This window comes from Magnetospirillum sp., assembly GCA_027532905.1.
GTDB lineage: Bacteria > Pseudomonadota > Alphaproteobacteria > CACIAM-22H2 > CACIAM-22H2 > Tagaea.
In genome coordinates this window covers 1289688-1314394 of record JAPZUA010000001.1, presented here as the reverse complement: position 1 = coordinate 1314394, position 24707 = coordinate 1289688, and the positions used below count along the sequence as shown (strand labels likewise).

Here is a 24707-nt window from a genome sequence, read left to right as displayed (position 1 = left end):
AGCGGCGTTAAAGAGCCAAGTCCGGGGCGTGCGGTTCCAGAAACGCCGCAAGCCGTGCGAGCATCGCCTCTGCCGCCTGGAATTGCGGCTGGTGGGCCGCGCCCGGAACTTCCCAGGTTTCGCAACTGCCGCCGACGGCGCGGCCGATGCGCCGCAGCTGGTCGAGCGTGCCGTATTCGTCGTTTTCGCCCTGCACGGCCAGGACGGGGGCTGTCAGCGTCTTGAGATCCGCCTCGATGTTCCAGGCCGCAAACGGTGCCGACAGCCAGGTCTCGGCCCAGGCGGCGAACAGCGCATCGGTCTGCGCGCCATGGTAGCGCGACAAGCGACGGCGCAGATCGGTCGTTTTGTAGAGTTCGACCGCCGCGCGAATGCCGGCAAGCGTCAATTCTTCGACATAAACGTGGGCTGCGATCGTGACGATGCTGCCGAACCGATCCGGGGCGGCGGCCCCTGCCAGCAGCGCGATCGAGCCGCCGTCGGAATGGCCGACAAGATCGGCCTCGGCCACGTCGAGCCGGTCGAGCAGTGCCAGCAAGGCCTGCGCTTCGTCGTGCAGATAACGCGGTGCGCGCGGCCCCGGCAACGGGTCCGATTGGCCGTGCCCGAGCCGTTCGTAGACGATGCCGGGCCGTGCAATGCGCGCGCACAAGGCAGCCGGAAAGTCGCGCCACAGGGCGATCGATCCGAGGGCCTCGTGCAGGAACACGACCGGCCGGCCGGCGGCGGCCTCGTTCAGGCGTTGCACCCGCACGGACCCCGCACCGCTGTCGCACGCGAAGATCGAGCTTTGCTTGACCAAGTTGCGGCTTTCGAATTAAGTGGCAGGAAGACAAGGGCGAAAAAACATAGCCCGATTTGCCGCCAGGGAGCTACACGCCTGATCCGTCATGCACATTAATGCGCCCCGTCTCCTGAAATGACTTCGGCCCGCGATCCAAGGCTCGATACGTTCCCGAAGCTGCTCGCGCACAATGTGCGGTCGCGAGGCGCGCGCCCGGCCATGCGCGAAAAGGATTTCGGCATCTGGCAAAGCTGGAGCTGGGCCGAGATGGCAACCGAGATAAGGCGCCTGGCCGCAGGCTTCGCGGTCCTGGGCGTGGCGCGCGGCGACAAGATCGTGCTGGTCGGCGACAATCGGCCGCAGCTTTACTGGTCGATCTGTGCCGCCCAAATGCTCGGCGCCATTCCGGTCCCGGTCTACCAAGATGCCGTCGCCGACGAGATGGCCTATGTGATCGCGCATGCCGAGGCGTGGCTCGCGGTCGTCGAAGACCAGGAGCAGGTCGACAAGCTGCTCGCGATCCGCGCCAAGACCGGCTTGCCGCGCACCATCGCCTACAACGATCCGCGCGGCATGCGCGGCTACGGCGACGAGGGGCTTGTGGCACTCGCCGACGTCGCCAAGCAGGGCGATGCGCGCATCGCCGCCGATCCGGGCTTTCTCGATTCCGAAATCGCCAAGGGCCAGGGCAGCGACCATTCGGTGATGCTCTACACGTCCGGCACCACGGGCCAGCCCAAGGGCGTGCTGCTGAGCTACGACAACGTGATCAAGACGGCACAGAGTGCCGTCGATTTCGACCGCCTCACCGAAACCGACGACATCCTCGCCTATCTGCCGATGGCGTGGGTCGGCGACCATGTGTTTTCGTACGCGCAAGCCTACGTCGCGGGCTTCTGCGTGAGCTGCCCGGAATCGGGGGCGACTGTGATGACCGATCTGCGCGAGATCGGCCCGAGCTTCTTCTTCGCACCCCCGCGCATTTTCGAGAACATCCTCACGCAAGTTTCGATCCGCATGGAAGACGCAAGCGCGCCCAAGCGCGCGATGTATCGCTATTTCATGCGGCTCGCCAAAACGGCTGGCATTGCGCTGATGGACAAAAAGCAAGTCGGCCTTGTCGACCGGCTGCTCTATGCGCTGGGCGAACTTTTGGTCTACGGCCCGCTCAAAAACACGCTCGGCTTCACGAAGATGCGCGTGGGCTACACGGCGGGCGAAGCGATCGGCCCCGATATTTTCGACTTCTACCGTTCGCTCGGCCTCAATCTCAAACAGCTCTACGGCATGACCGAGGCCAGCGTCTTCGTGTGCATGCAGCCCGACGGGCAGATCAAAGCCGATACGGTCGGGGTGCCCGCGCCGGGTGTAGAAATCAAAATCGCCGAAAGCGGCGAAGTGCTCGTGAAGTCGCCTGGCATTTTCCAGAGCTATTTCAAAAACGACACGGCGACGCTGTCGGCCAAAACGCCGGACGGCTACTACCTCACCGGCGATGCGGGCTTCTTCGACAAAGACGGCCATCTCAAGATCATCGACCGCGCCAAAGACGTCGGTCGCCTGGTCGACGGCACCTTGTTCGCGCCCAAATACATCGAGAACAAGCTCAAGTTTTTCAGCTACGTCAAAGAGGCCGTCGCCTTCGGCCACGGGCGCGATTACGTGTCGTGCATCCTGTGCATCGATCTCGACGCGGTCGGCAATTGGGCCGAGCGCAAGGGCATTGCCTATGCCTCGTACCAAGAGCTTGCCGCCAAGGCCGAGGTGCAGGCGCTGGCGCTGGAATGCGTCGAGCAGGTCAATCGCGATTTGGCGGAAGACGCCAATCTCGCGGGCAGCCAGATCAGGCGCTTCCTGTTGCTGCACAAGGAGCTCGACGCCGACGACGGCGAACTCACGCGCACGCGCAAAGTGCGCCGCAGCTTCATCGCCGACCGCTACGCGCCGTTGATCGACGGGCTCTATTCGGGCGCCGAGCGCGCTTTCATTTCGAGCGTGGTCACGTTCGAAGACGGGCGCACGGGCAAGATCGAAGCCGATCTCGCGATCCGCGACGTGCCGCGTTTTGCCGCCCACCGCCCGGTGGCCGTACCCGCACCGGCATTGCAGAAGGCGGGCTGAAGATGGGCCGCGCACATATCGCCCGCACGATCGGCGACACGTTGTTGAGGGTCGACAATGTCAGCCTCGGCTTTGGCGGTGTGAAAGCGCTGACCGACGTGTCGTTCGACATCAAAAAGGGCGAAATCCGCGCAATCATCGGGCCCAACGGGGCCGGCAAATCCTCGATGCTGAACTGCATCAACGGCTTCTACCAGCCAAGCCAGGGCCGCATCTCGTACAAGGGCGTGGTGCGCGGGGCGATGCGCCCCTACGAGGCTGCGCGCGGCGGTATCGCGCGCACCTTCCAGAACATCGCGTTGTTCAAGGGCATGTCGACGCTCGACAACATCATGACGGGGCGCCTGCTCAAGATGAAGCGCAACTTCTTCTGGCAGTGCCTGCATTGGGGCCCGGCCCAGGCCGAAGAGATCGCGCATCGCGAGACGGTCGAGCGCGTGATCGACTTCCTCGAAATCCAGGCGATCCGCAAAACGCCGGTCGGCCGCTTGCCCTATGGCCTGCAGAAGCGCGTCGAGCTCGGGCGTGCCCTTGCGGCCGAGCCTGAATTGCTGCTGCTCGACGAGCCGATGGCGGGCATGAATCTCGAGGAGAAAGAGGACATGTGCCGCTTCATCCTCGACGTGAACGAGCAGTTCGGCACCACGATCGCCCTCATCGAACACGATATGGGCGTGGTCATGGACATTTCCGACCGTGTGGTCGTGCTCGAATACGGCCGCAAGATCGCCGACGGCACGCCCGACACGGTCAAAGCCGATCCCAAAGTGATCGCGGCCTATCTCGGCACCGGCCACGGTTGAAAGGTCCGCCATGGATTTCATGATCGATTTTCTGTTCGGGCCGCTCAAAGAGATCTGGGAGTTCCCGATCTTCTTTATCGAGGTCGTGGTCGGCGGGATCCTCACCGGCGTCATGTACAGCCTCGTGGCGCTGGGCTTCGTGCTGATCTTCAAAGCCTCGGGCGTGTTCAATTTCGCGCAAGGGGCGATGGTGCTGTGCGCGGCCCTCACCTTCGTAGGCTTCCACGAATTGGGCGTGCCGCAATGGCTGTCGCTGATCTTGACGCTCGGCGTGATGGTTGCCCTTGCCTTCGCGATCGAGCGCATCGTGCTGCGCCCGCTCGTGAACCAAGCACCGATCATCCTGTTCATGGCCACGATCGGCATCACGTTTTTCATCGACGGCTTCTTCCAGATGATCTGGGGCGAGGACGTGAAGCGCCTCGATATCGGCATCCCCAAAGATCCGCTCGAAATCGGCGGCGTGCTTGTGAACACGTTCGACATCGTGGCGGCCCTCGTGGCGGGCACGTTGGTGGGCGTGCTCGCGTTTTTCTTCCAATCGACGCGCATCGGCCGCGCGCTGCGCGCCGTTGCCGACGACCATCAGGCGGCCCAATCCGTCGGCATTCCGTTGCAGACGATCTGGGTCATCGTGTGGTCGGTTGCGGGCATCGTGGCGCTGGTGGCCGGCATCATGTGGGGCTCGAAGCTCGGCGTGCAGTTCTCGCTCGCGCTCATCGCGCTCAAAGCGCTGCCAGTGCTGATCCTGGGCGGCTTCACCTCGATTCCGGGGGCGATCATCGGCGGCCTCATCATCGGTGTGGGCGAAAAAGTCGCCGAAGTGTTTTGGGCCGCCAAGATCGGCGGCGGCATCGAAGACTGGTTCGCCTATATCCTGGCGCTGTTCTTCCTGATGTTCCGGCCGCAAGGCCTGTTCGGCGAACGCATCATCGAGAGGGTTTGATCCCGTGCTCTACCGCGAAGCAGGCCAATTCAAGACGAGCTATTCGGCCGACCAGGGCATTTTCCCGATCCTGCAAGACCGCATCGGCATGGCGGTTTTGCTCGCGGTCGCGTTCGTGGTCGTACCGCTCACGGCGAGCGACTATTTTCTGTCGACCATCTTCATCCCGTTCCTGGTTTTCTCGGTGGCGGCGATCGGTCTCAACATCCTCACGGGCTATTGCGGCCAGCTGAGCTTGGGGACCGGCGGCTTCATGGCGTGCGGCGCTTATGCCGCCTACAAATTCGCGACCGCGTTCCCCGAACTCAATATCGTGCTTGTGTTCCTGCTGTCCGGCGGGGTTTCGGCGGCGGTGGGCGTGGTGTTCGGCGTGCCGTCGCTGCGCATCAAGGGTTTCTATCTTGCGGTCGCCACACTCGCCTCGCAGTTCTTCTTGATCTGGCTGTTCACGAAGGTGCCGTGGTTCGTGAACTATTCGCCGTCGGGCGTGATTTCCGCCCCGCCGCGCGAAGTGTTCGGCTGGTACGTGACCGGCATCGAGGCTACGGCCGAGGCCAAATATCTGTTCTGCCTTACGTTCGTGGCCGTGCTGGCGTTGGTTGCCAAAAACCTCGTGCGCGGGCGCATCGGGCGCGCCTGGATGGCGATCCGCGACATGGATATCGCGGCCGAGATCATCGGCATCCGCCCGTTGCAGACCAAGCTTTTGGCGTTTGCCGTGTCGTCGTTCTATTGCGGCGTGGCGGGTGCTCTATGGGCTTTCATCTATACAAGCTCGGTCGAAGCGCTCGCCTTCGACATCAACCGTTCGTTCCAGATCCTGTTCATGATCATCATCGGCGGGCTCGGCTCGATCTTGGGTGCCTTTTTGGGGGCGGCGTTCATCGTGCTGCTGCCGATTTTCCTCAGCGCCGTGCCGCAAGCCATGGGCGTGCCGGTCACGACCTCCACGCTCGCGCATCTCGAATTCATGATTTTCGGCGGACTTATCGTGTTTTTCCTGATCGTCGAGCCGCACGGGCTTGCCCGGCTCTGGCAATTGGGGAAGGAAAAACTGCGGCTATGGCCCTTCCCGCATTGAAGAATCCTGCGACGAATTGAACCACTTCCCGGCCTTGAATTGGCCGCAAACGCCCCCTAGTATCCCGGTAACTCAAACGCAAATAAACGGCGGAGACGCGAGAATGTCGAAGACGAGCATGGCGGCAGTGTTTGGTGCAGTCGGTTTGCTGGCGATGCTGCCGGCGGGCGCGCAAGCGGCCGATGCGGCGGCCGGCGAGAACGTATTCAAGCGCGTCTGCGCCACCTGCCACAACCCGACCGCCGAAGGCCCGCGCAAGCTCGGCCCCACGCTGGCAGGTATCGTCGGCCGCAAGTCCGGCACGGTCGAAGGCTTCCGCTATTCGAAGGCCAACAGCGAAGCCAACATCGTGTGGACGGCTGAAAAGCTCGATCCGTATCTCAAGAACCCGCGCGAAGTGGTGCCCGGCACGACGATGGCCTATGCGGGCCTGCGCAACGACGAAGATCGCGCCAATCTGATCGCCTATCTCGCGACCCTCAAGTAAACGCGCAAACAAGTCGGCGCAGCGCGCGTCCGATTTGTTTTGGCTTTATTTTACAGTCGCCCAGTGGAGGACGAAAACATGAAGCGTTTGGTTGCGGCATTTGGGGTGGCGGTCGCGGGCTTGATTTTGGCGGGCGTGTCGCAAGCGCAGGCAGCCGATGCGGCCTCGGGCGAAGGCGTGTTCAAGCGCGCCTGTTCGGTCTGCCACAACCCGACCGCCGAGGGCCCGCGCAAACTCGGCCCCACTTTGGCCGGCGTTGTCGGCCGCAAGTCGGCTTCGGTCGAAGGCTTCAAATATTCGAAAGCCAACACCGAATCCGGCATCGTCTGGACTGCGGACAAGCTCGATCCCTACATCAAGAACCCGCGCGAAGTCGTGCCGGGTACTGCCATGGCCTATGCGGGCCTTCGCAACGACGACGAGCGCGCCAATCTGATTGCCTATCTGGCGACGCTGAAATAGCGACTGCGCAATGCCAATTGCGTCATTCGGCGCACTGACGGCAGCGCCGCTGCAGCGACAGTCGGGCACAAGGGCCTTGCGGGCGCGCCGAGCTTCGGGCGTTCGCAAGGTCCTTTGTCGTTCGGGTTGGACGGCGCGCATTGCAGCGACTGTCGCCGCTTGAGGTTTCATCGGGCGTGCGCGCAAAAGCGTTTGGCAAGGGGCCGCGTACTGGCGTAGGGTATTCGCTCAAGGTCGGCCAACGATCTGCCGGAGCAATTTCCGGCGCCATTGCTGCAACAGGGAGAATGCCCCATGAATTTCGCCCGCATTGGGTCTGCACTTGCGCTTGCGGCCTTTGTCGCCGCACCGTTCGCGGTGCCGACCGTCGCCAACGCGCAAGCCAACGAGCAGTTCATTCCGTCGCTCTCCTACCGCACGGGTCCGTTCGGGCCCAACGGCACGCCGTTCGCCGACGGCTTCCTCGACTATTTCAAGATGATCAACGCGCGCGACGGCGGCATCAATGGCGTGCGCATCACGTATGAAGAGTGCGAGACCGCCTACAACACCGACCGCGGCGTCGAATGCTACGAGCGCCTGAAGGGCAAGGGCCCGACGGGGGCGACGGCCATCGTGCCGCTGTCGACCGGCATCACCTACGCGCTGATCGAGCGCACGGCGCAAGACAAGATCCCGATGCTGACCTCGGGCTACGGCCGCTCGGACGGCTCGGACGGGCGCGTCTTCCCGTGGATGTTCACGCTGCCTGCAACCTACCATTCGCAGATGGACGCGATCCTGCAGTTCGTGAAGTCCAAGGAAAAAGGCAGCCTCAAGGGCAAGAAGATTTCGTTCATCTACCACGACAGCGCGTTCGGCAAGGAACCGCTGCCGGTGATCCAGCGCCTGGCCAAGGAAGAAGGCTTCGAGCTTTCGGAATTCCCGGTGCCGAATCCGGGCGTGGAGCAGAAGGCGATCTGGCTGCGCATCGGCCGCCAAATTCGCCCGAACTACGTGATCATGTGGGGCTGGGGCGTGATGAACCCGACCGCCATCCAGGAAGCGGCGGCCGTGGGCTTCCCGCGCGACCGGTTCATCGGCGTGTGGTGGGCCGGCTCCGAGCAGGACGTGACCCCGCCCGGAGATGCTGCCAAGGGCTACATGGCCGCGAACTTCCACGGGACCGGCAAAGACTACAAATTCATGCGCGACATCGAGACGACCGTGATCAAGGCGGGCCAGGGGACCGGCGAAGCGCGCCATGTCGGCACGGTTCTCTACAATCGCGGGGCGATCAACGCCGCGATGGTGGTCGAAGCCGTGCGCACAGCACAGGAGCGTTACGGCAACAAGCCGATGACCGGCGAGCAAGTGCGCTGGGGCTTCGAGAACCTGAACCTGTCGCCGCAGCGCCTTGCGGCCATGGGCTTCGAAGGCTTCATGCCGCCGCTGCGCACCTCGTGCGCCGACCACGAAGGCGGCGGCGTTGTCCGCATCCAGCAATGGGACGGTAAGGCCTGGAACTGGGTCTCGGATTGGATCGAGCCCAACCGTGCCGCGCTGCGCCAGGGGTACGAAGCCTCGTCGATGCAGTATGCACGCGAGAAGAACATCACGCCGCGCGATTGCGCGAATCAATCCTAAAGGCCCGCTCAAGTGGCCTAAGGCTTGACTGGGGGGCGGGCCGGCAACGGTCCGCCCTTTTTTCTTGCGCAGGACAGATGCGATGACAACCGACGCCGCCTTGCTCGAAAAGAAACTGCAGAACCCGCCGCCGGCCCCGCTTTTGGCCGTGCGCAACATCGAAGTGATCTACGACCACGTGATCCTGGTGCTGAAGGGCGTGAGCCTCGAAGTGCCCAAGGGCGGCATCGTGGCGCTGCTGGGTGCGAACGGGGCCGGCAAATCGACGACGATCAAATCGATTTCCAATCTCCTGCGCGCCGAGCGCGGCGAAGTGACCAAAGGCAGCGTGGAATATAAAGGCCAGCGCATCGACGGGCTCACGCCCAACGAGCTCGTGCGCCGCGGCGTGATCCAGGTCATGGAAGGCCGCCATTGTTTCGGCCATCTGACGGTCGAAGAAAATCTGCTCACCGGCGCCTACACGCGCCGCGACGGGCGTGCGGCCATCGCCGCCGACATGGAGATGGTCTACGGCTATTTCCCGCGCCTCAAAGAACGGCGCAAAAGCCAGGCGGGCTACACGTCGGGCGGCGAGCAGCAGATGGTCGCGATGGGCCGTGCGATGATGTCGAAGCCAGAGACGATCCTGCTCGACGAACCCTCGATGGGCTTGGCCCCGCAGCTCGTCGAAGAAATTTTTGAAATCGTCGTAAAACTCAACCGCGAGCAGAACGTGTCGTTTCTGCTGGCCGAACAGAACACGTCGATCGCGTTGCGCCACGCGCACTACGGCTACATTCTCGAAAACGGCCGCGTTGTGCTGGACGGCACGGCCGAAGCCCTGCGCGGCAACGAAGACGTCAAAGAGTTTTATCTCGGCGTCTCAGGTGCGGGCCGCAAATCCTTCCGCGACATCAAACACTATAAACGCCGCAAGCGCTGGCTGGCGTAGCTACGCCCCGCATGGCGGTGGGATGCTGCCAGCATTTCTTCGATAAGATCGCGCTGGGCCAAGCTGCCGCCGAAGCGTTCGTGTTCGGGCAGGACCGCCCCCAATGCTTCGATGGCGCGCGGCCAGTCTTGTTTGGCGAAGACCGAAAAGCCTTCGGCGGCGCGCGCGACCATCGGTTGGGCGGGGCCGCGTGTGCCCGCACCCCGCGCCGCACATTCGGCCGTGTCGCCGGCCATGGCGGCAGCAAGGGCCATGTGCAAATCGACGAAGGCGAGGCCTGCACGCGGGAACTCGGCTTTGCCGTAGGCCAAGACCTTGTCCCACGCACCCGGCGGCGGCGTGGCGCCCTTGAGGGTCGCGCGCATCAGGAACGAGGCGGCGTCGGTCAGCACGTTCAGCGACGGCCCCCACAAGGCGCCGGGGGCGACGTTCGCGTCGTAGAGCGCCCACGCGTTTGGCGTGTCGCCCACGGCCAGCGCCCACAAAGCGCGGTGCCATTGGATATGGCAATGCAGCAGCCCTTCGCGCGGATAGGCGGCGACGAATTCACCGAGATAGCGTTGGCCCTCTTGCGCTTCGCCGGCTTCGTAATGCACGTGTGCTCGGATATGCGCCCCGTGCGCATCGCGCGGGTTCAGCGCAAGGGCGCGCAGGATTTTGGCGCGCGCGGAACCGATGGCGCCCGTCTCGCAATGCGCAAAAGCCTGCATGGCGAGGAACCACCAATCGTCGCCGTACGCATCGGCGAGCTCGTCGAGCATCTGGCGCAGTTGCGCTGCCCGGTCGTTGGCCCCGCTGAACCCGTAGAGGCCGAACACGCCCACGCAAGGGGCTAGCGCCATCGCGTCGCGCGGCCACTCTTTGAGATGCGTGTGGATGGCGGCAAGGGCGGCCGGGCCTTGCCCGTCGAGCACCAAGCCCAGTGCGGCAACGTGGCTGGCTTCGCGGCCCGCAAGACGCGGCGCCAACTCGCGCGTGCGTGCGATTGCGGCTTTGGCGGCCGCCCGATTGCCGAAAATCTGGTGCGTGCGCGCCAATGCCGCATGCGCGAGGGCGAATTCAGGATCGTGCGCGATGGCCGCTTCGAAGGCTTCGGCCGCACCGATGTCGGCCGCGAACAGCGCATCCACACCGGCGACGTAATGCGCTGCCGCAGTTGCGTCGGTGGCGAGCGCATTGCCGTAGCGGTCGGAGGCCATACTCAAATCCTTTCGGCGACCCAATCCTCGATCAGGCGGCGCGCGATCGAATCGGCGCGCGGCAGGCGGAACTTTTCGGGATCATGCTCTTGGCGCAGGAAATCGCGCGTGACCCACATCGCATCGACGAGCTCTTCGCGGTCGATCGTGAGCTCGGTCGTCAAAGCTTCGCCGTAGAAGCCGAGCATGATCGAGGCCGGGAACGGCCAGGGCTGCGAGGAATGGTAGCGTACCGCACCCACGCGCACGCCCGACTCTTCGAACGTCTCGCGGCGCACGCAATCTTCGAGGCTTTCGCCCGGCTCGACGAAACCGGCGAGTGTCGAGTACATCGCAAACGGAAAGCGCGCCGAGCGGCCGAGCAGGCATTTGTCGCCCGATACGATCAGCATGATCGTGGCAGGGTCGCTGCGCGGGAAATGGTCGGTGGCGCAGGCCGCATTCGTGCAGCTGCGCACATGGCCGGCCGCTTCGCTGCGCGTCGGCGCACCGCACACGCCGCAGAAGAGATGGCGCTGGTTCCACCAGGCCAGCCCGCGCGCATAGGCCATGAGCCCGCCTTGCGCATGCGGCAAGGTAGCGCCGATCCCGCGCAGATCGACGAAGCGCTCGGCCGGGGCGATGTGCGCGGCAAGTTCGGGCTCTTCGAGCTTGCTCGCGTCGACCGCGAAATAGGGTGCGCCCTCGAGCTCGCCCAGATACATCGTCGGCAATTGCAGATGTGCGATTTGGTGCAGGGCGAGGAAGCCGGGGCCGGTTTCGAGGATCAGGCTGCGCGTGCGCCAAACCGGCACGGCCAAGGCCGTCGCGTGGGCCAGGCGGTCGGCCAGAAAGGCCGCATCGCGGCGTCTTTCGGCCTGTCTGTCGAGCGGGAGGGCCGCGTAGAAATTGGGTTTTTCCATGGTTGGTCCCATACATCGGGCGATTGCCGTGCCCCGTCAAGTGCGGCTTGGCGGCGGCGGCCAAGCGGGCTATATAGCAAGCGGGAGGTTGGCGGCGGACGAGCGCCTCGCCAACCCGGTCAGGTCCGGAAGGAAGCAGCCGTAACGAGTCTCCGCCCGGGTCGACGTCCAGCCTCCCACCCTTTTCCCCACCCGACCCAACCTCCTAACAGCGACAGCGATGGCCGACGCGCAAGCCGCCCCCTATCAGGTCCTGGCACGCAAATACCGGCCCACGCGGCTCTCCGACCTTGTCGGGCAAGAGGCGCTGGTGCGTACGCTGTCCAACGCGATCGAAACGGGCCGCATCGCGCACGCGTTCATGCTGACGGGCGTACGCGGCGTGGGCAAAACCACGACCGCGCGCATCGTCGCCCGCGCCTTGAACTGCGTCGGTGTCGACGGCAAGGGTGGGCCCACGATCGACCCGTGCGGCGTGTGCGAACATTGCGTAGCGATCGCCGAAGACAAACATCTCGACGTGATCGAGATCGACGCGGCGTCGAACAATGGCGTGCAGAATGTGCGCGAGCTCATCGAAGCCGTGCGCTACCGCCCGGTTTCGGCGCGCTACAAAATCTACATCGTGGACGAAGTCCACATGCTGTCGACGCAAGCGTGGAACGCGCTTTTGAAGACGCTCGAAGAGCCGCCCGCGCACGCAAAATTCCTGTTTGCGACGACCGAAATCCGCAAAGTGCCGGTGACCGTGCTGTCGCGCTGCCAGCGCTTCGATCTGCGCCGCTTCGACCAGGCAACATTGGCACGCCATCTGGTCCATATTGCCGAACTTGAGGGACGAAAAATCGCGACCGGTGCCGCGGCCTTGCTGGCGCGTGCGGCCGACGGGTCGGCGCGCGACGGCTTGTCGCTGCTTGATCGCGCTTTGGCCGCCGTCGAAGGCGAGGTCGGCGAAGCGCAGATCCAAACGCTGCTGGGCTTGGCCGACCGCGCGCAGATTTTCGATCTGTTCGAAGAAATCCTGAAGGGCGATGCGCCGGCGGCCCTGGCGCGCGCGGGCGATCTTTACGCGCGCGGTGCCGAGCCCTTGGTCGTCACGCAGGATCTTCTGGGCACCGCCCACGCGCTGACGCGCTTCAAAGTCGCCCCTGCCTTGATCGACGAGGCGGGCCTGCCCGAGACCGAGCGCGTGCGTGGCCGGGCAATGGCCGAAGCGCTTGGCGTGCCCGTGCTCGCACGCGCGTGGCAGATTCTGCTCAAGGGTCTTGGCGAAGTGCAGACGGCCCCGCAGCCGCTTGCCGCTCTCGAGATGCTGATCGTGCGCTTGGCCTACGCCGCCAATCTGCCGAGCCCCGGCGATCTTGTCGAAAAACTCACCAAGGCCGGCGGCGATGGCGGTGCGGGTACGCGCCCCGGCGGCGGCGGCGGGAACGGCGGGGGCCCGCGCGCGATCGCGGGCGGGCGCACGGCAACCGCAGCAGCCATCCAGCCGCGCGAAGCACCGGCGGCCGATGCGGTCGCAAGCCAGCCGCAGAGTTTTGCCGAACTTGTGGCGCTGGTGCAGGCCAAGCGCGAGGGCCTGCTCTACGGCGAACTCTATGGTCGCGTGCGGCTCGTGTCGTTTGCGCCGGGGCGCTTGTCGTTCGCCTATCCCAACGCGCCGCGCAATCTCACCTTGCCCACGCAGCTTGCCGAACGTCTGCGCGAATGGACCGGCCAGACCTGGCTTGTGACGCTGGAAACGCAAGCGGCAGGTGCCGCGACCTTGGCCGAGCAGGCAAGCCAAGCCGTCGAAGACAAAAAGCGCGCGGCGGCCGAGCATCCGCTGGTGGCGGCCGTGCTTTCGGCGTTCGAGGGCTCGGCCATCGAAGCCGTGCGCGGCAACGAGGCGGCGGCCGCAGTCCCTGAATTTGCGGCCCCCGCCCCGGTCGAGGCGGGCGACGATCTGTTCGGGTCGGATGGCGAAGAGACCTGGATCGTGCCGGACAATATGGAACAGGAGTACGAGCAATGAAGAATCTCGGCAATCTGATGAAGCAAGCCCAGCAGATGCAGAGCAAAATGGCCGAGATGCAGGAGAAGCTGGCGGCCCTCGAAGTGACGGGCCAGTCCGGCGGCGGCATGGTCGTGGCCACGCTCGGCGGCAAGGGCGACGTGCGCCGCGTCAAGATCGACAAGAGCCTGGTCGATCCCAACGACGTCGAAGTGCTCGAAGATCTGCTGGTCGCCGCCCTCAACGATGCGCGCGCCAAGGTCGATGCCGTGACTTCCGATCAGATGCGCGAAATGACGGGCGGGCTCAATCTTCCGCCGGGCATGAAGCTGCCCTTCTGAGGAAGCGCGTTTCGTCGCCATGAACGGTCCCGAAATCGAAGCGTTGGTGCGGCTGTTGGCGAAGCTGCCGGGGCTGGGGCCGCGCTCGGCGCGCCGCGCGGCGCTGCAGCTCCTCAAAAAGAAAGAGTTGCTGCTGCGTCCGCTGGCGACAGCGCTGACCCAAGCGGCCGACGCGATCGTTTCGTGCCGCGTGTGCGGCAATCTCGACACGCGCGATCCGTGCAGCGTGTGCGCCGACGACCGGCGCGACCGCGCCTTGGTCTGCGTCGTCGAAGATGTGGCCGATCTCTGGGCCATCGAACGCACGATGGGCTTCAAGGGCGTCTATCATGTGCTCGGCGGCACGCTGTCGGCCCTCGACGGGCGCGGGCCGCAGGATCTCAATGTCGCGAGCTTGGTCGAACGCTGTGCGCGCGGCGAGGTGCGCGAATTGATCCTCGCCCTCAACGCGACGGTCGACGGGCAAACGACGTCGCACTACATCGCCGATCGCTTGAAGGAGTCGCCGGTTTCGATCACCCGTCTGGCGCACGGCGTGCCGGTTGGCGGCGAGCTTGATTATCTCGACGACGGCACGCTGCTCGCCGCCCTCAAAGCGCGCCGGGCTTTGAGCTGAAGGGCGGGCTGCGCTAGAGTCGCAGCCCTCATGCCCGACGACTTCGCCGCTTTGCCGCGTCTGGATCTGGCGCGACTGCCGACACCGATCGAGACCGCACCGCGTTTGGCGGCATCTCTCGGCGTGGCCGCTCTGTGGGTCAAGCGCGAAGATCTGAGCGGCACGGCCTTCGGCGGCAACAAGCTGCGCCAATTGTCGCTGATCCTGGGGGCGGCCTGCGCCGAGGGCGCTGACACGGTGATCGCGACGGCGGGCGTGCAGTCGAATTTCTGCCGCGCGCTTGCAGGTTCCGCCGCAAGCTTCGGCCTCGGCTGCGAATTGCTGCTGCGCGGGTCGGCTGCGGCAAAACGCGAAGGCAATCTGCTGCTCGACCATATCTTCGGCGCCAAGGTCGCGTTCACGGCCGCAACCGATCCGTGGGATCCCGCGATCCGCGTCGAACTCGAGGCGATGGCCGAACGCGCGCGCGCCGCCGGCAAGCGACCCACGATCGTGCAACTGACCGGCGATTCGGCTTCGTTGGGGGTCGCGGGCTGGGTTGCGGGGGCGGACGAGGTGCTGGCGCAAATCGACGCAGCTGCGATCGCGCCCACGCATATGGTCGTGGCGTGCGGCTCCGCGCTGACCTTGGCGGGGCTCGCCCTTGGCTTCAAATGGCGCGGTCGCGGCCCGCGTCTGTTCGGCGTGTCGGTGCAGCAGCCTGTTTCGCGATTGCGCCCCTGGATCGTCGCGGCAGCCGCCCAGGGTGCAGCAATGCTGGGATTGGACGTGGCGCTTGCCGAAACCGACTTCGATCTGGTCGAAGCGGTCGGGCCGGGCTATGGCCAACCTTCGCCCGAAGCGATCGCCGCCGTGCGCTTGGCCGGTCGCAGCCAAGGCTGGGTGCTCGATCCGGTCTATACGGGCAAGGCGTTGGCGGGGTTGATCGCGGCATGCGAAGCCGGGCATATGCCGCGCACCGCCGCACCTTTGTTTTTGCATTCGGGCGGGGCACCGGGCCTGTTCGTCAATGCGGCATCTTTCGGAGAGGCATCGTGAGCGGACCCGCCGAACTCGACATTCCGCTCGACCGGCCGGGGCGGACCTTCGGCGCCATGCGGCTGCCCTGGTCGCACGACGAATCGGCCTATGGGCAGATCGTCGTACCCGTGATCGTGCTGAATGGCTGCCCCGGCCCGACCGTGCTTGCGGTCGCGGGCGTGCACGGCGACGAATACGAAGGCCAAGTCGTGCTCGGCGATCTTGCGCGGGACCTCGATCCGGCATCGCTCGCCGGGCGCCTCATCCTCGTGCCTTCGGCCAATCTGCCGGCGGCGGTCGTCGGCCGGCGCACATCGCCCATCGACGGCGGCAATCTTGCGCGCGTGTTCCCCGGCCGCGGCGACGGCCCACCGACGTCGCAGATTGCCGAAGGTCTGATGCGGCTGCTGCTGCCGCATGCCGACTACGTGCTCGATCTGCATTCGGGCGGGCGCACGCTCGACTATCTGCCGTGCGCATGGTCGCGCCTGCCGAGCGAAGCCGTACAGCGCAAGCAAACACTCGATGCGCTAGCGGCGTTCGGCGCCTCCGACGCGGGCGTGGTGCTGAAGCCGCAGAGCCAGGGCACGTTCCTGGCGGCTGCGCACAATGCCGGCAAGATCGCGATTTCGTCGGAGCTTGGCGGGGCGGGCGCACTCACGCCCAAGACGCTCGCGATCGCACGCGCCGGCATTTCACGTTTCTTGGGCTATGCCGGTCTCGTGGGGCCGAAGCCGTCGCCGGCATCGGTGCGGTTCCTGTCGGTCGAACCGAAGCACTTCGTGCGCGCGCCCGGCCGCGGCCTGTTCGAGCCGGCCGCGACCTTGGGCGACACCGTGCGCGCGGGCGACATCGCCGGCCGTCTGCACGATCTCGAGCGGCCGGACCGCGCACCCGAAATCGTGCGCTTTTCGGCCGACGGCATTTTGCTGTGCCGCCGCGCACCAGCACCGGCCGAGATGGGCGACGTGCTCGCCCATCTCGGCCGGCCGGTCGAACATACCGAGCTGCTTTAGCTCTGCAGCAGCGGGCGCACGCGCCGCGTAAGATCGTCCATCGCCGCCTGCGGCGTCTTCATGCCGAGCACGGCCGCTTCGGCTTCTTCCTTGAAGAAGTCGGCCGCACGCTGCGCGTTGTCGAAGGCGGGCATGGGGACCCGCGCCACGCGCAGCACCTTGCGTTCGTCGTCGGCGAACGGCAGTTGGGCACGCACGCGCGCGTCGTCGTAGGTCGAGTTGCGCACGGGCCCGTTGCCGTTCAAGGCCGCGCGCAGCGTCGAATCCTTCGACAACATCGTGCGCATCAGGCTCCAGGCGCGCTCTTTGTTCTTGGCGTTTTTGGGGATCGCCATGCCCCAGAACTCGACCTTGGCCGGTGCGACCTCGAACTTGTTCGAGAATTCGCGCGAAATCGGGATCGTCGTCGTCTTGATCTTGCCCGGAAACTGCGAACGCGCCGGATCGTTGTAGATCGCGTTGCGGCCCATCGAGTTCACGACCATCGCCGCACGCCCGGTCTGCATCCACAGATTCACGTCTTCGGTGTTGATGGCGGTGAAGCTGCGCGGGAAAGCGCCCGCCACGAACAGGTCGCGTAGCAGCGTGATCGCGTTGACCATCGGCTTTTCGCTGGCGACCACGCGCATGTCCGGCGTGATGAACTCGCCGTCCCAGGCGCGCGCGATGTCGATGACGTTGGGATAGGTCACGCCCGGCAGCACGAGGCCGACCACGGGCTGGCCGTTGCGCGACCACGTCGTGCGGCGCGCGAATTCGGCAAGGTCCTCGATGGTGCGCGGCGGGCCGGAGATGCCGCGCTCCTCGAAGAAAGTCTCGTTGTAATGCATCCCCGACGAGGCATGCCGGAACGGCAGGCCGTAGAGGCGCCCGCCGACCTTGAGCCCGTCGAGCATGCCGGGAAACACGTCGCCGAGTTCTTCGATGGGCGCTTGGCGCATCAGATCGTCGAGCGGCTCGAACAGGGTCGCGATGCGCGGCGTTGCCTGCGTGTTCAGGATGAAGCCGATATCGACCGTGCTGTCGGCGAGCGAGGCTTCGCGCAGCAGCCGGTCCTGCAGCGGGCCGGTGTCGAACGTGACCCATTCGACCGCGGCGTTGTTTTCGCGTGCCCACGCTTCGGTGATGTCGCCGCCTTGCGCACCCGTGGCGACGGTGCGGTGCACGCGGTGGGCGAAGATGTTGACGCGCGCTTGCGTCTGGGCCCGCAAGGCGGGAGCTGCAAGCGTGAGGGCCGCGCCGGCGAGAACCGCGCGGCGTCCGAGTTTTCCGTCGAGTTTCATGGCGATCACTCCTTCAGGGTCAGGGTGAAGAGAATCTTAGCCGACGTGCCCTTGGGCAGATCGGCCACGACGCGCAAAAAATTTCCGAAATGGGCGACCCGCACATGGGTGAGTGCCCCGTCTTTGGCCGGAAATTTGAGCTTTGTGCCTTCGTCGACCCAGCGCATGCCGTCGGGCGAGATCTGCACGCGCGCGCGCGCGGCGCCAAGCTTGCCTTTGGCGCCGAGGCACCGCAGCCACACGATTGCTTCGCCCGCCCAGCCGCATTCGTAGGGTTCGCTGGCCGCAGCTCCCGTCCAGGTTTCGTTGCGCGAAACGACGGCGGTCACACACTGGCGCATCATGCGAATTCTCCCGAAAGGCAGACCGAGTCGACGTAGAAGAGCGTGCGTTTGTCGGTGTCGGCTTCGGCAAAGAAGCAGATGTTGAGCATGCACCAGAGATTGCGCATGGCGGGCATCACGATAGGGGCCACGCCCGACATGTCCCATTCGCGGTCGTTGCAGCGCAGCGAGATCGCCCGCATCGTGCGCAGATCGAAATCGTAGCGTACATAGTGCCAGTTCACTTTGGTCGGAATCTCGTTGTAGCAGAGCTTCTGCTCGCCGCCCGGCAGGTCTTCCCAGTCGGTCGGTGCGAGATGGTAGTGCGTGACGGTCTTGCCTTCGGTGCCGAGCGGCTTGATCGCGGTCGTGCGCGATTTCGTCTGCCATTTCTGCAGATGCGTGCCGTCGCTGGCGTTGAGGAAGCGCACATGCGGCATCACGCGCGTCCCGCCTTTCTCGAACCCGGTCTGCAGATCGTAGAGAAAGCCGACCGAGCGCACGTCGGTCTCCGACAGGCGCAGCTCGTTCGCCTCGGGCTTGAAGGTGAAATAGAATTCGAGGCGGATGGGGCCGGGTTCGCGGAAGGTGAGGCGCTTCAGCGCTACGTTCTGCGCGCCCTTCTTGGGCCGCGTCTGGATCTTTAGCGCGTAGTTGCCGTCGAAAGATCCGTGCGTGCCGGAATCCCAATTGGCGAGGTTGGAGAGCTGCGGCTGGGTGTGCTGGGCATAGCCCGGCAGCATCGAATCGAGCGTGTGCTCGTAGTTGCCCACGAGCTGCGTCCAGCCGCAGAAACCGTCGTCGAAATCGTCGAAGGCGATGATGCGCGACATCGGATCGAAGCGCGAAAGCTTCGGATTCGCCAGCCGCAACGCGCGCGCGATGTCCATTTTTTATCCTTTCGTAGCGCCGGCAGTAAGGCCGGCGATGAGGTATTTCTGGGCTAGAACGACGAAGACGAGTATCGGCAGGAGCTGCACGGTGGTTGCCGCGAACAGAACGCCCCATTCCACGCCGTCGACCGCCCCGGTCATCTCCGACAGCACGAGCGGTGCTGTCTTGGCGGTCGTGGTCGTGAAGATGAACGCGAACAGAAACTCGTTCCACGCGAACACGATGACGAACACTGCGACGGCGACCATGCCTTGCGTCGACAGGGGCACGATCACGCGCCGGAAAACCGCCCACACGCCCGCCCCGTCGATCATCGCCGCTTCGTCCAATTCGCGCGGGATCTGGTCGACGAAGGATTTCAGGATCATCGTGCCCATCGACACGAAAAACGTCGCGTAGAGCAGGATCAGCACAAAATGCGTGTCGTTGAGGCGCAGGAGATTCACGAGCGGGAACAGCGGCAGCGTGATCACGATCGGCGGGATGAGGCGCACGAAGATCATGAAAAACGCCGCACCGGCGAGCCAGCGCGTGCGTTTGCGCGAATGGACATAGGCGGCCATGGCACTTGCCAGCACGGCGACCAGCGTGGCGCCGATCGTGACGATGAAACTGTTGGTGAGGTTGGCGAAAAAATCGGGCCAGCGCCGCCACAGGGCCGTGTAGTTTTCGAAGGTCGGCGAAAACAGCCAGACCGGCGGAAACACGAAGATCTCGCGCGACGGTTTCAGCGACGACAGCGTCACCAGCACGATCGGGAAGGCCGACCAGAAAACGACGGCCGCCACGGCAATGCCGCGCAGGATGCGCAAGGGCCAGGGCCTACGCATCGTTGGCCAATGTGCGTTTGTAGACGACGTAGAGATAGGGTGTCGCCAGCACGACCGACGCCACGACCATCAGCCAGCCGGTCGCAGCCGCCAAGCCGAACTCGTTGTAGCGGAACGCCTCCTGATAGAGATAGACGGCCAGCACTTCGGTCGAACGCGCCGGTCCGCCGCCGGTGATGAGCCACACTTCCGAGAACATGCGGAACGCGAAGATGTAGCGGAACAGCACCGCCACCAGAATCGCAGGCACGAGCGTGGGCAAGGTGACGTAGCGGAATTGCTGCCAGGCCGTCGCCCCGTCGATGCGCGCGGCTTCGTAGAGATCGGCCGGTATCGCCAAGCGAGCGGCGTAGAGGATCAGGAACGTAAACGGCAGATGCAGCCAAACCGACAGCGCGCACACGGCCGCCAGACCGTGGGACGGGATCACGGCCCACTCGATCGTGGGCAGGCCGAAGGCTGCAAGGGTCTGGCTCACCATGCCGACCGAAGGATCGAGCATGAAACGCCACATCACGACTGCGGCGACCTCGGAGATCGCGTAGGGCGCGAGCACGATCGAGATCAGAACTTTGCGCATCGGCACGCCGCCCGCAAACAGCAAGGCGATCGCCAAGCCCAGCGCTAATTCCAGATAGACGACGATGTTGATGACGATCGCGGTGTTGCCGAAGGCGCGCCAGAAATAGGGATCGCCGAGAACCTCGATGTAGTTCTTGAGCCCGACATAGGTGGGCGCTTTGCCGAAGCTCGACTCGTTGAACGACAGCCAGAACACGTAGAGCGAGGGCAGGAACACGACGCCGATCAGCAAGGCCTGGACGGGGGCGACCATCGCCAGATGGATCGGCGCCACGCGCGCGGGCCCTGTAAACGACCCCCTCATAGCGCCAGCCCGCCCGCAACGGCGATCTCGGCCCCGTTCACGTAGCCGCAGCCGTCCGCGCACAGGGCAACGGCGATGCCGGCGCAATCGTCGGCCTGGCCCAAGCGGCCGGCCGGGATGCGCGCGACGACGCTTGCGCGAAACGCCGGATCGGCAAGCCGTGCGGCATTGCGGTCGGTTTCGATCGCCCCCGGTTTGATCGTGTTGAAGGTGACGCCGTCGGCACTTGCGTGCCGCGCCAGCGTGCGCATCATCGCCGTCTGCGCGGCCTTGGTTGCGACATACACGAGGCAATCGGCGTTGGGCAGCGTTTCTTGAATCGAGCCGATCGCCAGCACGCGTCCCCAGCCGCGCGCCGACATGGCCGGAACCGCGCGGCACAGCAAGCGCACGCTGGCCGAAAAATTCACGGCAAGCTGCGTTGCTTCCGCCGCCGGCGTCACGCGGTCCCACATCTCGCGGATTTCGGCCGACGCGCACAGCACCAGAATATCGACCGAGCCCATCGCCGCTGCCGCCGCCGTGAAGAGACGGTCCGCACCGTCGGGCAGCGCCAGATCGGTCCCGTCGAAGCCCGCGCATTGCGCGCCCAAAGTCACTTCCAGCGCGCTGTCGCGCTCCAGCCCGTGCAAAAACACGGCGGCACCTTCTTGCGCAAACGCAACGGCGATCGCGCGGCCGATGCCGCGCGTCGAGCCCGTAACCAGAGCGTTGCGTCCGCGCATCGCTGGGAGCACCGTCACAGCATCGCGCGCACGCGCCGTGTGGCGTCCGCCATGGCGCGCTCGGCGGGCTTCATACCGAGCACGGCCGCTTGGCATTCTTCGACGAACACGTCGTGGGCGCGCGCCTGGTTGTCGAATGCGGGCAAATGGATGCGCGCGGTCTTGAGCGCCAAGGCTTCGGCCGCCGCGTGCGGCAAGGCGGCGGCGAAGCTCGACTCGGAATAGGTGGAAACGCGCACCGGGCCGTTGCCGTTGCGCACCATAGCCAGGGTTCCCGCACGTGCCGACAATGCGCGCGCAAGATCCCAAGCGGCGCGCTTGTTCTTCGAGTTACGCGGGATGGCGAAGGCCCAGTATTCGGTCGTCGAGGCGTATGGCGTACGGCCGACAAGTGCAGCGGTCATCGGCATGGCGCCGCCCTTGATCTTGCCGGGATAGCGCGATTGCGCCGGATCGTTGTAGCTGACCAGCCGCGCATAGGGATTGATCGTCATCGCAGCCCGGCCTTGCTGCATCCAGGTGGTGATCTCTTCGTTGTTCACGGCCGCAAAATTGCGCGGCAAGGCGCCGGCCTTGAAGAGATCGGCCAACGCCTCGAGCGGCTTGACCATCGACGGCTGGTCGGCGACGACGCGCATGTCGCCGGTCATGAAATCGCCGTCGAAGGCGCGCGCGATCGACAGGAAGTTGGACGCAAACACGGCCGTGAAGGCCAAGCCCACCACTTGCGTGCCGTCGGCGCGCGTGTAGGTCAGGCGCTTGGCGACGTCGACGAATTCCTCGAACGTCGCGGGCGGGGCTTTGATGCCGCGCTCTTCGAGGATGGCTTCGTTCCAAACCAAGCCGTTGGTGGCGTGGCGCATGGGGATGGCGTGGAGTGCACCTTCGACGCGCATCGGTGCGACGAGGCCTGCGGAAATGTCGTCGAAATCCTCGATCGGCGCTTCGCGCTGAAACGCGTCGAGCGGTTCGAAAAGCCGCAGATTTCGCGGCACCGCGCGGCCGTTCAGCAGGTACGTCAAATCGAGCGTCGTTTCGCCGAGGCTCGCCTCGCGCAGCAGACGTTCCTGAATCGCGTTGACGTCGCCCAACGTCACCCAGGAAATGTCGTAGCCCGATTGCGCGCGCCATGCGGCGGTGGCATCGCCGCCGGGGCCTGTGGTTGCGACCGTTTGGTGGACGCGATGGCCGAACGCGTTCAGCGTGCGCGCTTGGGCGCGTGCCGACCTCGGCAAGGCCGCAAAAGTCGCCGCACTGCCTGCCAGAAACGCGCGACGGCCGAAGGTCGAGGGAGCGAGTGCCATGGGCAAACTCCTTGTGTGGCGGTTCAATGGGTGCGGAACTTGGCCAGTGCTTTGCGATCCACCTCGACGCCGAGGCCGGGGCCTTGCGGCACCTCGAGCGTGCCGTCGACGAGCGAGTGGCGGTCGCCGATGGGCGTCGTGGTCAGCGCGTCGCGCAGCGGATTGTCGAACACCATGCACTCGAAAATGCGGAAGGCGGGCATCGCACTCGCCAGATGCAGGCTCGCCGCGACGCAGATCGCCCCCGACCAGCCGACATGCGGCGCGTAGCCGACATGGTGGGCGAAAGCGAGTTCGGCGATGCGGCGGGTCTCGGTAATGCCGCCCGAGCGTGCGACGTCCGGCTGGATCAGATCGACGAGCCGCTCGGCGATCAGTTCGCGCGCTTGCCAAACGGTGAAATCGCTCTCGCCGGCCGCGAGCGGACAGAGCCCGAGCGCGCGCAAGCGCCGATAACCGTCGATGTCTTCGGGCACGATCGGCTCTTCGAACCAGGCATAGCCGTGGTCGTGCAGGCATTGCGCGACTTCGGCGGCTTCCTCGGGCGTGTAGGCCCAGTTGGCGTCGACGAAGAGCTGCGCCTTGTCGCCGACCAACGCGGCTAGTTGGGCGATGCGTGCTCTGGCCCGCGCCACGGGTTTGCCGATCTTGACCTTGATCGTGCGGAAGCCGAGGGCAAGGGCGGCATTCGTTTCTTCGGCGGCCCCAGCATCGTCGGTCCAGTTGATCGAGGAGGCGTAAGCCGCCACGCGCGGGCGCGATAGGCCGCCCAGCAGCCGATGCACCGGCACGCCCATGCGCTTGCCGGCGATGTCCCACAAGGCGATATCGACGCCTGCGATCGTTTCGAGCAGCATGCCGCCCGAGCGGCCCGACAAAACGCGGCGCATCTCGCCGTGCAGGGTCGCGATGTCCGCACTGTCGCGGCCGATCAGAAGCGGCGCGAGGAGTTTTTCGACGATGGCGGCGTAGGCGACCGAACCGGTGCGGCCGAGACACTCGCCCCAGCCGACGAGACCATCTGCCGTGACGATCTCGACGATCACGAGTTCGATTTCGGGAAAGGCGCGCGCACCCGTGGTCTGCGTCTTTGGCAGCGTGCATTTGAGCGGATGCGCGATCACGCGCGCAATGGCGCCCGCAGATGGGGCTTTGGGGGCAACGATGGCCGATCCTCCCGCTTTTTTTCTTTTGTAGTGGCGCAAGTATGCGGGAGGTTTTTGGAAGTTTCTATGTAGTTTTGCGAATATGGCGCCGCTTGCGCGTAGCGGCCCGGCGCGGCGGGATTCGCGTCTCGGCCACGCTGTCTTTGATGCGCCGCAGCCTTTCGTTGACAGGTGCGCCGAGGGCAACGCCGACGCCGGTCACGAGAATGTCGATCACGACGCTTTGCGCGACGCGGCTCACCATCGGCGCCGTGAGTTCGGTGTTTTCGAGTGCGGCCACATGCACGACGACGTGGGCTGCGGCGGCCAGCGGACTGCCCGCGCGCGTGATCGCGATCACTTTGGCGCCGGCGGCCGCCGCCGCTTCGGCCGTGCGCACGATGTCCCTGACGGCACCCGTGTGCGAAAAACACAGCGCCACGGCCCCTTGCGCGAGCGAGGCCGCCCCCATCGTCTGCAGATGGCCCTCGAGATAGGCCACGCTCGGAATGCCGTAGCGCATGAACTTCTGCTGCGCATCGAAGGCGAGGATGCTGGCCGGCCCGTTGCCGTAGCATTCGATGCGGCTGGCCTTGTGCAAGAGGTCGATGGCGCGGCGCACGGCCGCCGCATCGAGCGTGGCGCGCAGCGAATTGACCGCAAACACGGTCGAATCGAAGATTTTGGCGGCGACCACGTCGGGCCCGTCGCCGGGGGCGATCTCGCGATGCAGATAGGGCTGGCCGCGCACGAGGCTTTGCGCCACGCGCAGTTTGAATTCGGGATAGCCCGACAGGCCGAGGGCGCGCACGACGCGCAACACCGTGGGCTCGCTGACCTTGGCTGCCGCCGCAAACGTCTTGAGCGGCATGCGCACGATCGATTCCGGATGGTCGAGTGTCCGCTCGGCGACCCGCTTTTCGGCAGGTGCGAGATCGTCGCGCAGCACGGCGAGGCGTTCGAGCAGGTCTTCCACGGGTACGGCC

25 protein-coding genes and 1 other RNA gene are annotated in these 24707 nt (G+C 65.2%); 14 read left to right on the top strand and 12 right to left on the bottom strand.

The genetic code is table 11. The features are described from left to right. Positions 1-7: 7 nt before the first annotated feature. Complete coding sequence (locus O9320_06360) at positions 8-802, bottom strand: alpha/beta hydrolase (protein MCZ8310455.1); 795 nt, start codon at positions 800-802, stop codon at positions 8-10. Between the two features lie 117 nt (positions 803-919). On the opposite strand from O9320_06360, the gene O9320_06355 reads away from it, so the two are divergent. The 8 genes from O9320_06355 (at position 920) to O9320_06320 (ending at position 9244) form a co-directional block, all read left to right on the top strand. Beyond that, positions 920-2905, top strand: coding sequence for an AMP-binding protein (locus O9320_06355; protein MCZ8310454.1), 1986 nt, complete (start codon positions 920-922; stop codon positions 2903-2905). A 2-nt stretch (positions 2906-2907) separates the two neighbouring features. Further along, positions 2908-3708: an ABC transporter ATP-binding protein gene (locus tag O9320_06350; protein ID MCZ8310453.1), complete on the top strand. Its 801-nt coding sequence runs from the start codon at positions 2908-2910 to the stop codon at positions 3706-3708. A gap of 10 nt (positions 3709-3718) precedes the next feature. Continuing rightward, on the top strand, positions 3719-4654 hold the full coding sequence (locus O9320_06345; protein MCZ8310452.1) for a branched-chain amino acid ABC transporter permease: 936 nt from the start codon (positions 3719-3721) through the stop codon (positions 4652-4654). Positions 4655-4658: 4 nt separating this feature from the next. Then, complete coding sequence (locus O9320_06340; protein MCZ8310451.1) at positions 4659-5735, top strand: branched-chain amino acid ABC transporter permease; 1077 nt, start codon at positions 4659-4661, stop codon at positions 5733-5735. Positions 5736-5838: 103 nt separating this feature from the next. Then, entirely contained in the window at positions 5839-6222 is a 384-nt protein-coding gene (locus tag O9320_06335) for a cytochrome c family protein (GenBank protein ID MCZ8310450.1), read from the top strand. 78 nt (positions 6223-6300) lie between these two features. Continuing rightward, on the top strand, positions 6301-6684 hold the full coding sequence (locus O9320_06330) for a cytochrome c family protein (protein MCZ8310449.1): 384 nt from the start codon (positions 6301-6303) through the stop codon (positions 6682-6684). Positions 6685-6978: 294 nt separating this feature from the next. Beyond that, positions 6979-8310, top strand: coding sequence for an ABC transporter substrate-binding protein (locus O9320_06325; GenBank protein MCZ8310448.1), 1332 nt, complete (start codon positions 6979-6981; stop codon positions 8308-8310). Between the two features lie 82 nt (positions 8311-8392). Beyond that, positions 8393-9244 (top strand): ABC transporter ATP-binding protein, encoded by an 852-nt coding sequence (locus O9320_06320; protein ID MCZ8310447.1) that lies wholly within the window; start codon positions 8393-8395, stop codon positions 9242-9244. On the opposite strand, the gene O9320_06315 is transcribed toward O9320_06320, so the two are convergent. After that, on the bottom strand, positions 9214-10443 hold the full coding sequence (locus tag O9320_06315; protein ID MCZ8310446.1) for a tetratricopeptide repeat protein: 1230 nt from the start codon (positions 10441-10443) through the stop codon (positions 9214-9216). The genes O9320_06320 and O9320_06315 overlap by 31 nt on opposite strands. Positions 10444-10445: 2 nt before the next feature. Continuing rightward, positions 10446-11345 carry an NAD(+) diphosphatase gene (nudC, locus tag O9320_06310; protein ID MCZ8310445.1) on the bottom strand — a complete coding sequence of 300 codons (900 nt, stop codon included), beginning with the start codon at positions 11343-11345 and terminating at the stop codon, positions 10446-10448. An 82-nt stretch (positions 11346-11427) separates the two neighbouring features. Here nudC and ffs point away from each other — a divergent pair. From ffs to O9320_06280, 6 genes are all read left to right on the top strand, one after another. Then, positions 11428-11526, top strand: an RNA gene (gene ffs, locus O9320_06305) — signal recognition particle sRNA small type. 39 nt (positions 11527-11565) lie between these two features. Then, positions 11566-13359, top strand: coding sequence for a DNA polymerase III subunit gamma/tau (locus O9320_06300; protein ID MCZ8310444.1), 1794 nt, complete (start codon positions 11566-11568; stop codon positions 13357-13359). After that, positions 13356-13679 (top strand): YbaB/EbfC family nucleoid-associated protein, encoded by a 324-nt coding sequence (locus O9320_06295; protein ID MCZ8310443.1) that lies wholly within the window; start codon positions 13356-13358, stop codon positions 13677-13679. Before O9320_06300 ends, O9320_06295 begins: the two co-directional genes overlap by 4 nt. 19 nt (positions 13680-13698) lie before the next feature. After that, on the top strand, positions 13699-14295 hold the full coding sequence (recR, locus tag O9320_06290) for a recombination mediator RecR (GenBank protein ID MCZ8310442.1): 597 nt from the start codon (positions 13699-13701) through the stop codon (positions 14293-14295). A 30-nt stretch (positions 14296-14325) separates the two neighbouring features. Further along, complete coding sequence (locus O9320_06285) at positions 14326-15333, top strand: pyridoxal-phosphate dependent enzyme (GenBank protein ID MCZ8310441.1); 1008 nt, start codon at positions 14326-14328, stop codon at positions 15331-15333. Then, positions 15330-16331 (top strand): succinylglutamate desuccinylase/aspartoacylase family protein, encoded by a 1002-nt coding sequence (locus tag O9320_06280; protein MCZ8310440.1) that lies wholly within the window; start codon positions 15330-15332, stop codon positions 16329-16331. The genes O9320_06285 and O9320_06280 overlap by 4 nt, the downstream gene beginning before the upstream one ends. Here the strand turns inward: O9320_06280 and O9320_06275 are convergent. The 9 genes from O9320_06275 to O9320_06235 all read right to left on the bottom strand — a co-directional run bounded on the left by O9320_06275 (position 16328) and on the right by O9320_06235 (position 24697). Further along, complete coding sequence (locus tag O9320_06275; protein ID MCZ8310439.1) at positions 16328-17614, bottom strand: extracellular solute-binding protein; 1287 nt, start codon at positions 17612-17614, stop codon at positions 16328-16330. The two genes, O9320_06280 and O9320_06275, sit on opposite strands and share 4 nt — an antisense overlap. Positions 17615-17619: 5 nt before the next feature. Next, positions 17620-17958, bottom strand: a complete 339-nt coding sequence (locus O9320_06270) for a hypothetical protein (GenBank protein MCZ8310438.1) — start codon at positions 17956-17958, stop codon at positions 17620-17622. After that, positions 17955-18827: a hypothetical protein gene (locus tag O9320_06265; protein MCZ8310437.1), complete on the bottom strand. Its 873-nt coding sequence runs from the start codon at positions 18825-18827 to the stop codon at positions 17955-17957. The genes O9320_06270 and O9320_06265 overlap by 4 nt, the downstream gene beginning before the upstream one ends. 3 nt (positions 18828-18830) lie before the next feature. After that, on the bottom strand, positions 18831-19661 hold the full coding sequence (locus tag O9320_06260; protein ID MCZ8310436.1) for a carbohydrate ABC transporter permease: 831 nt from the start codon (positions 19659-19661) through the stop codon (positions 18831-18833). Beyond that, the gene (locus tag O9320_06255; protein ID MCZ8310435.1) at positions 19654-20517 is read right to left on the bottom strand and encodes a sugar ABC transporter permease; all 864 of its coding nucleotides are present in this window, start codon (positions 20515-20517) and stop codon (positions 19654-19656) included. The genes O9320_06260 and O9320_06255 overlap by 8 nt, the downstream gene beginning before the upstream one ends. A 26-nt stretch (positions 20518-20543) precedes the next feature. Beyond that, the gene (locus O9320_06250) at positions 20544-21272 is read right to left on the bottom strand and encodes an SDR family oxidoreductase (GenBank protein MCZ8310434.1); all 729 of its coding nucleotides are present in this window, start codon (positions 21270-21272) and stop codon (positions 20544-20546) included. 14 nt (positions 21273-21286) lie between these two features. Continuing rightward, positions 21287-22576: an ABC transporter substrate-binding protein gene (locus tag O9320_06245; GenBank protein ID MCZ8310433.1), complete on the bottom strand. Its 1290-nt coding sequence runs from the start codon at positions 22574-22576 to the stop codon at positions 21287-21289. 23 nt (positions 22577-22599) lie between these two features. Then, entirely contained in the window at positions 22600-23700 is a 1101-nt protein-coding gene (locus tag O9320_06240) for a mandelate racemase/muconate lactonizing enzyme family protein (GenBank protein MCZ8310432.1), read from the bottom strand. A gap of 106 nt (positions 23701-23806) precedes the next feature. Then, complete coding sequence (locus tag O9320_06235) at positions 23807-24697, bottom strand: SIS domain-containing protein (GenBank protein MCZ8310431.1); 891 nt, start codon at positions 24695-24697, stop codon at positions 23807-23809. Positions 24698-24707: the final 10 nt, after the last annotated feature.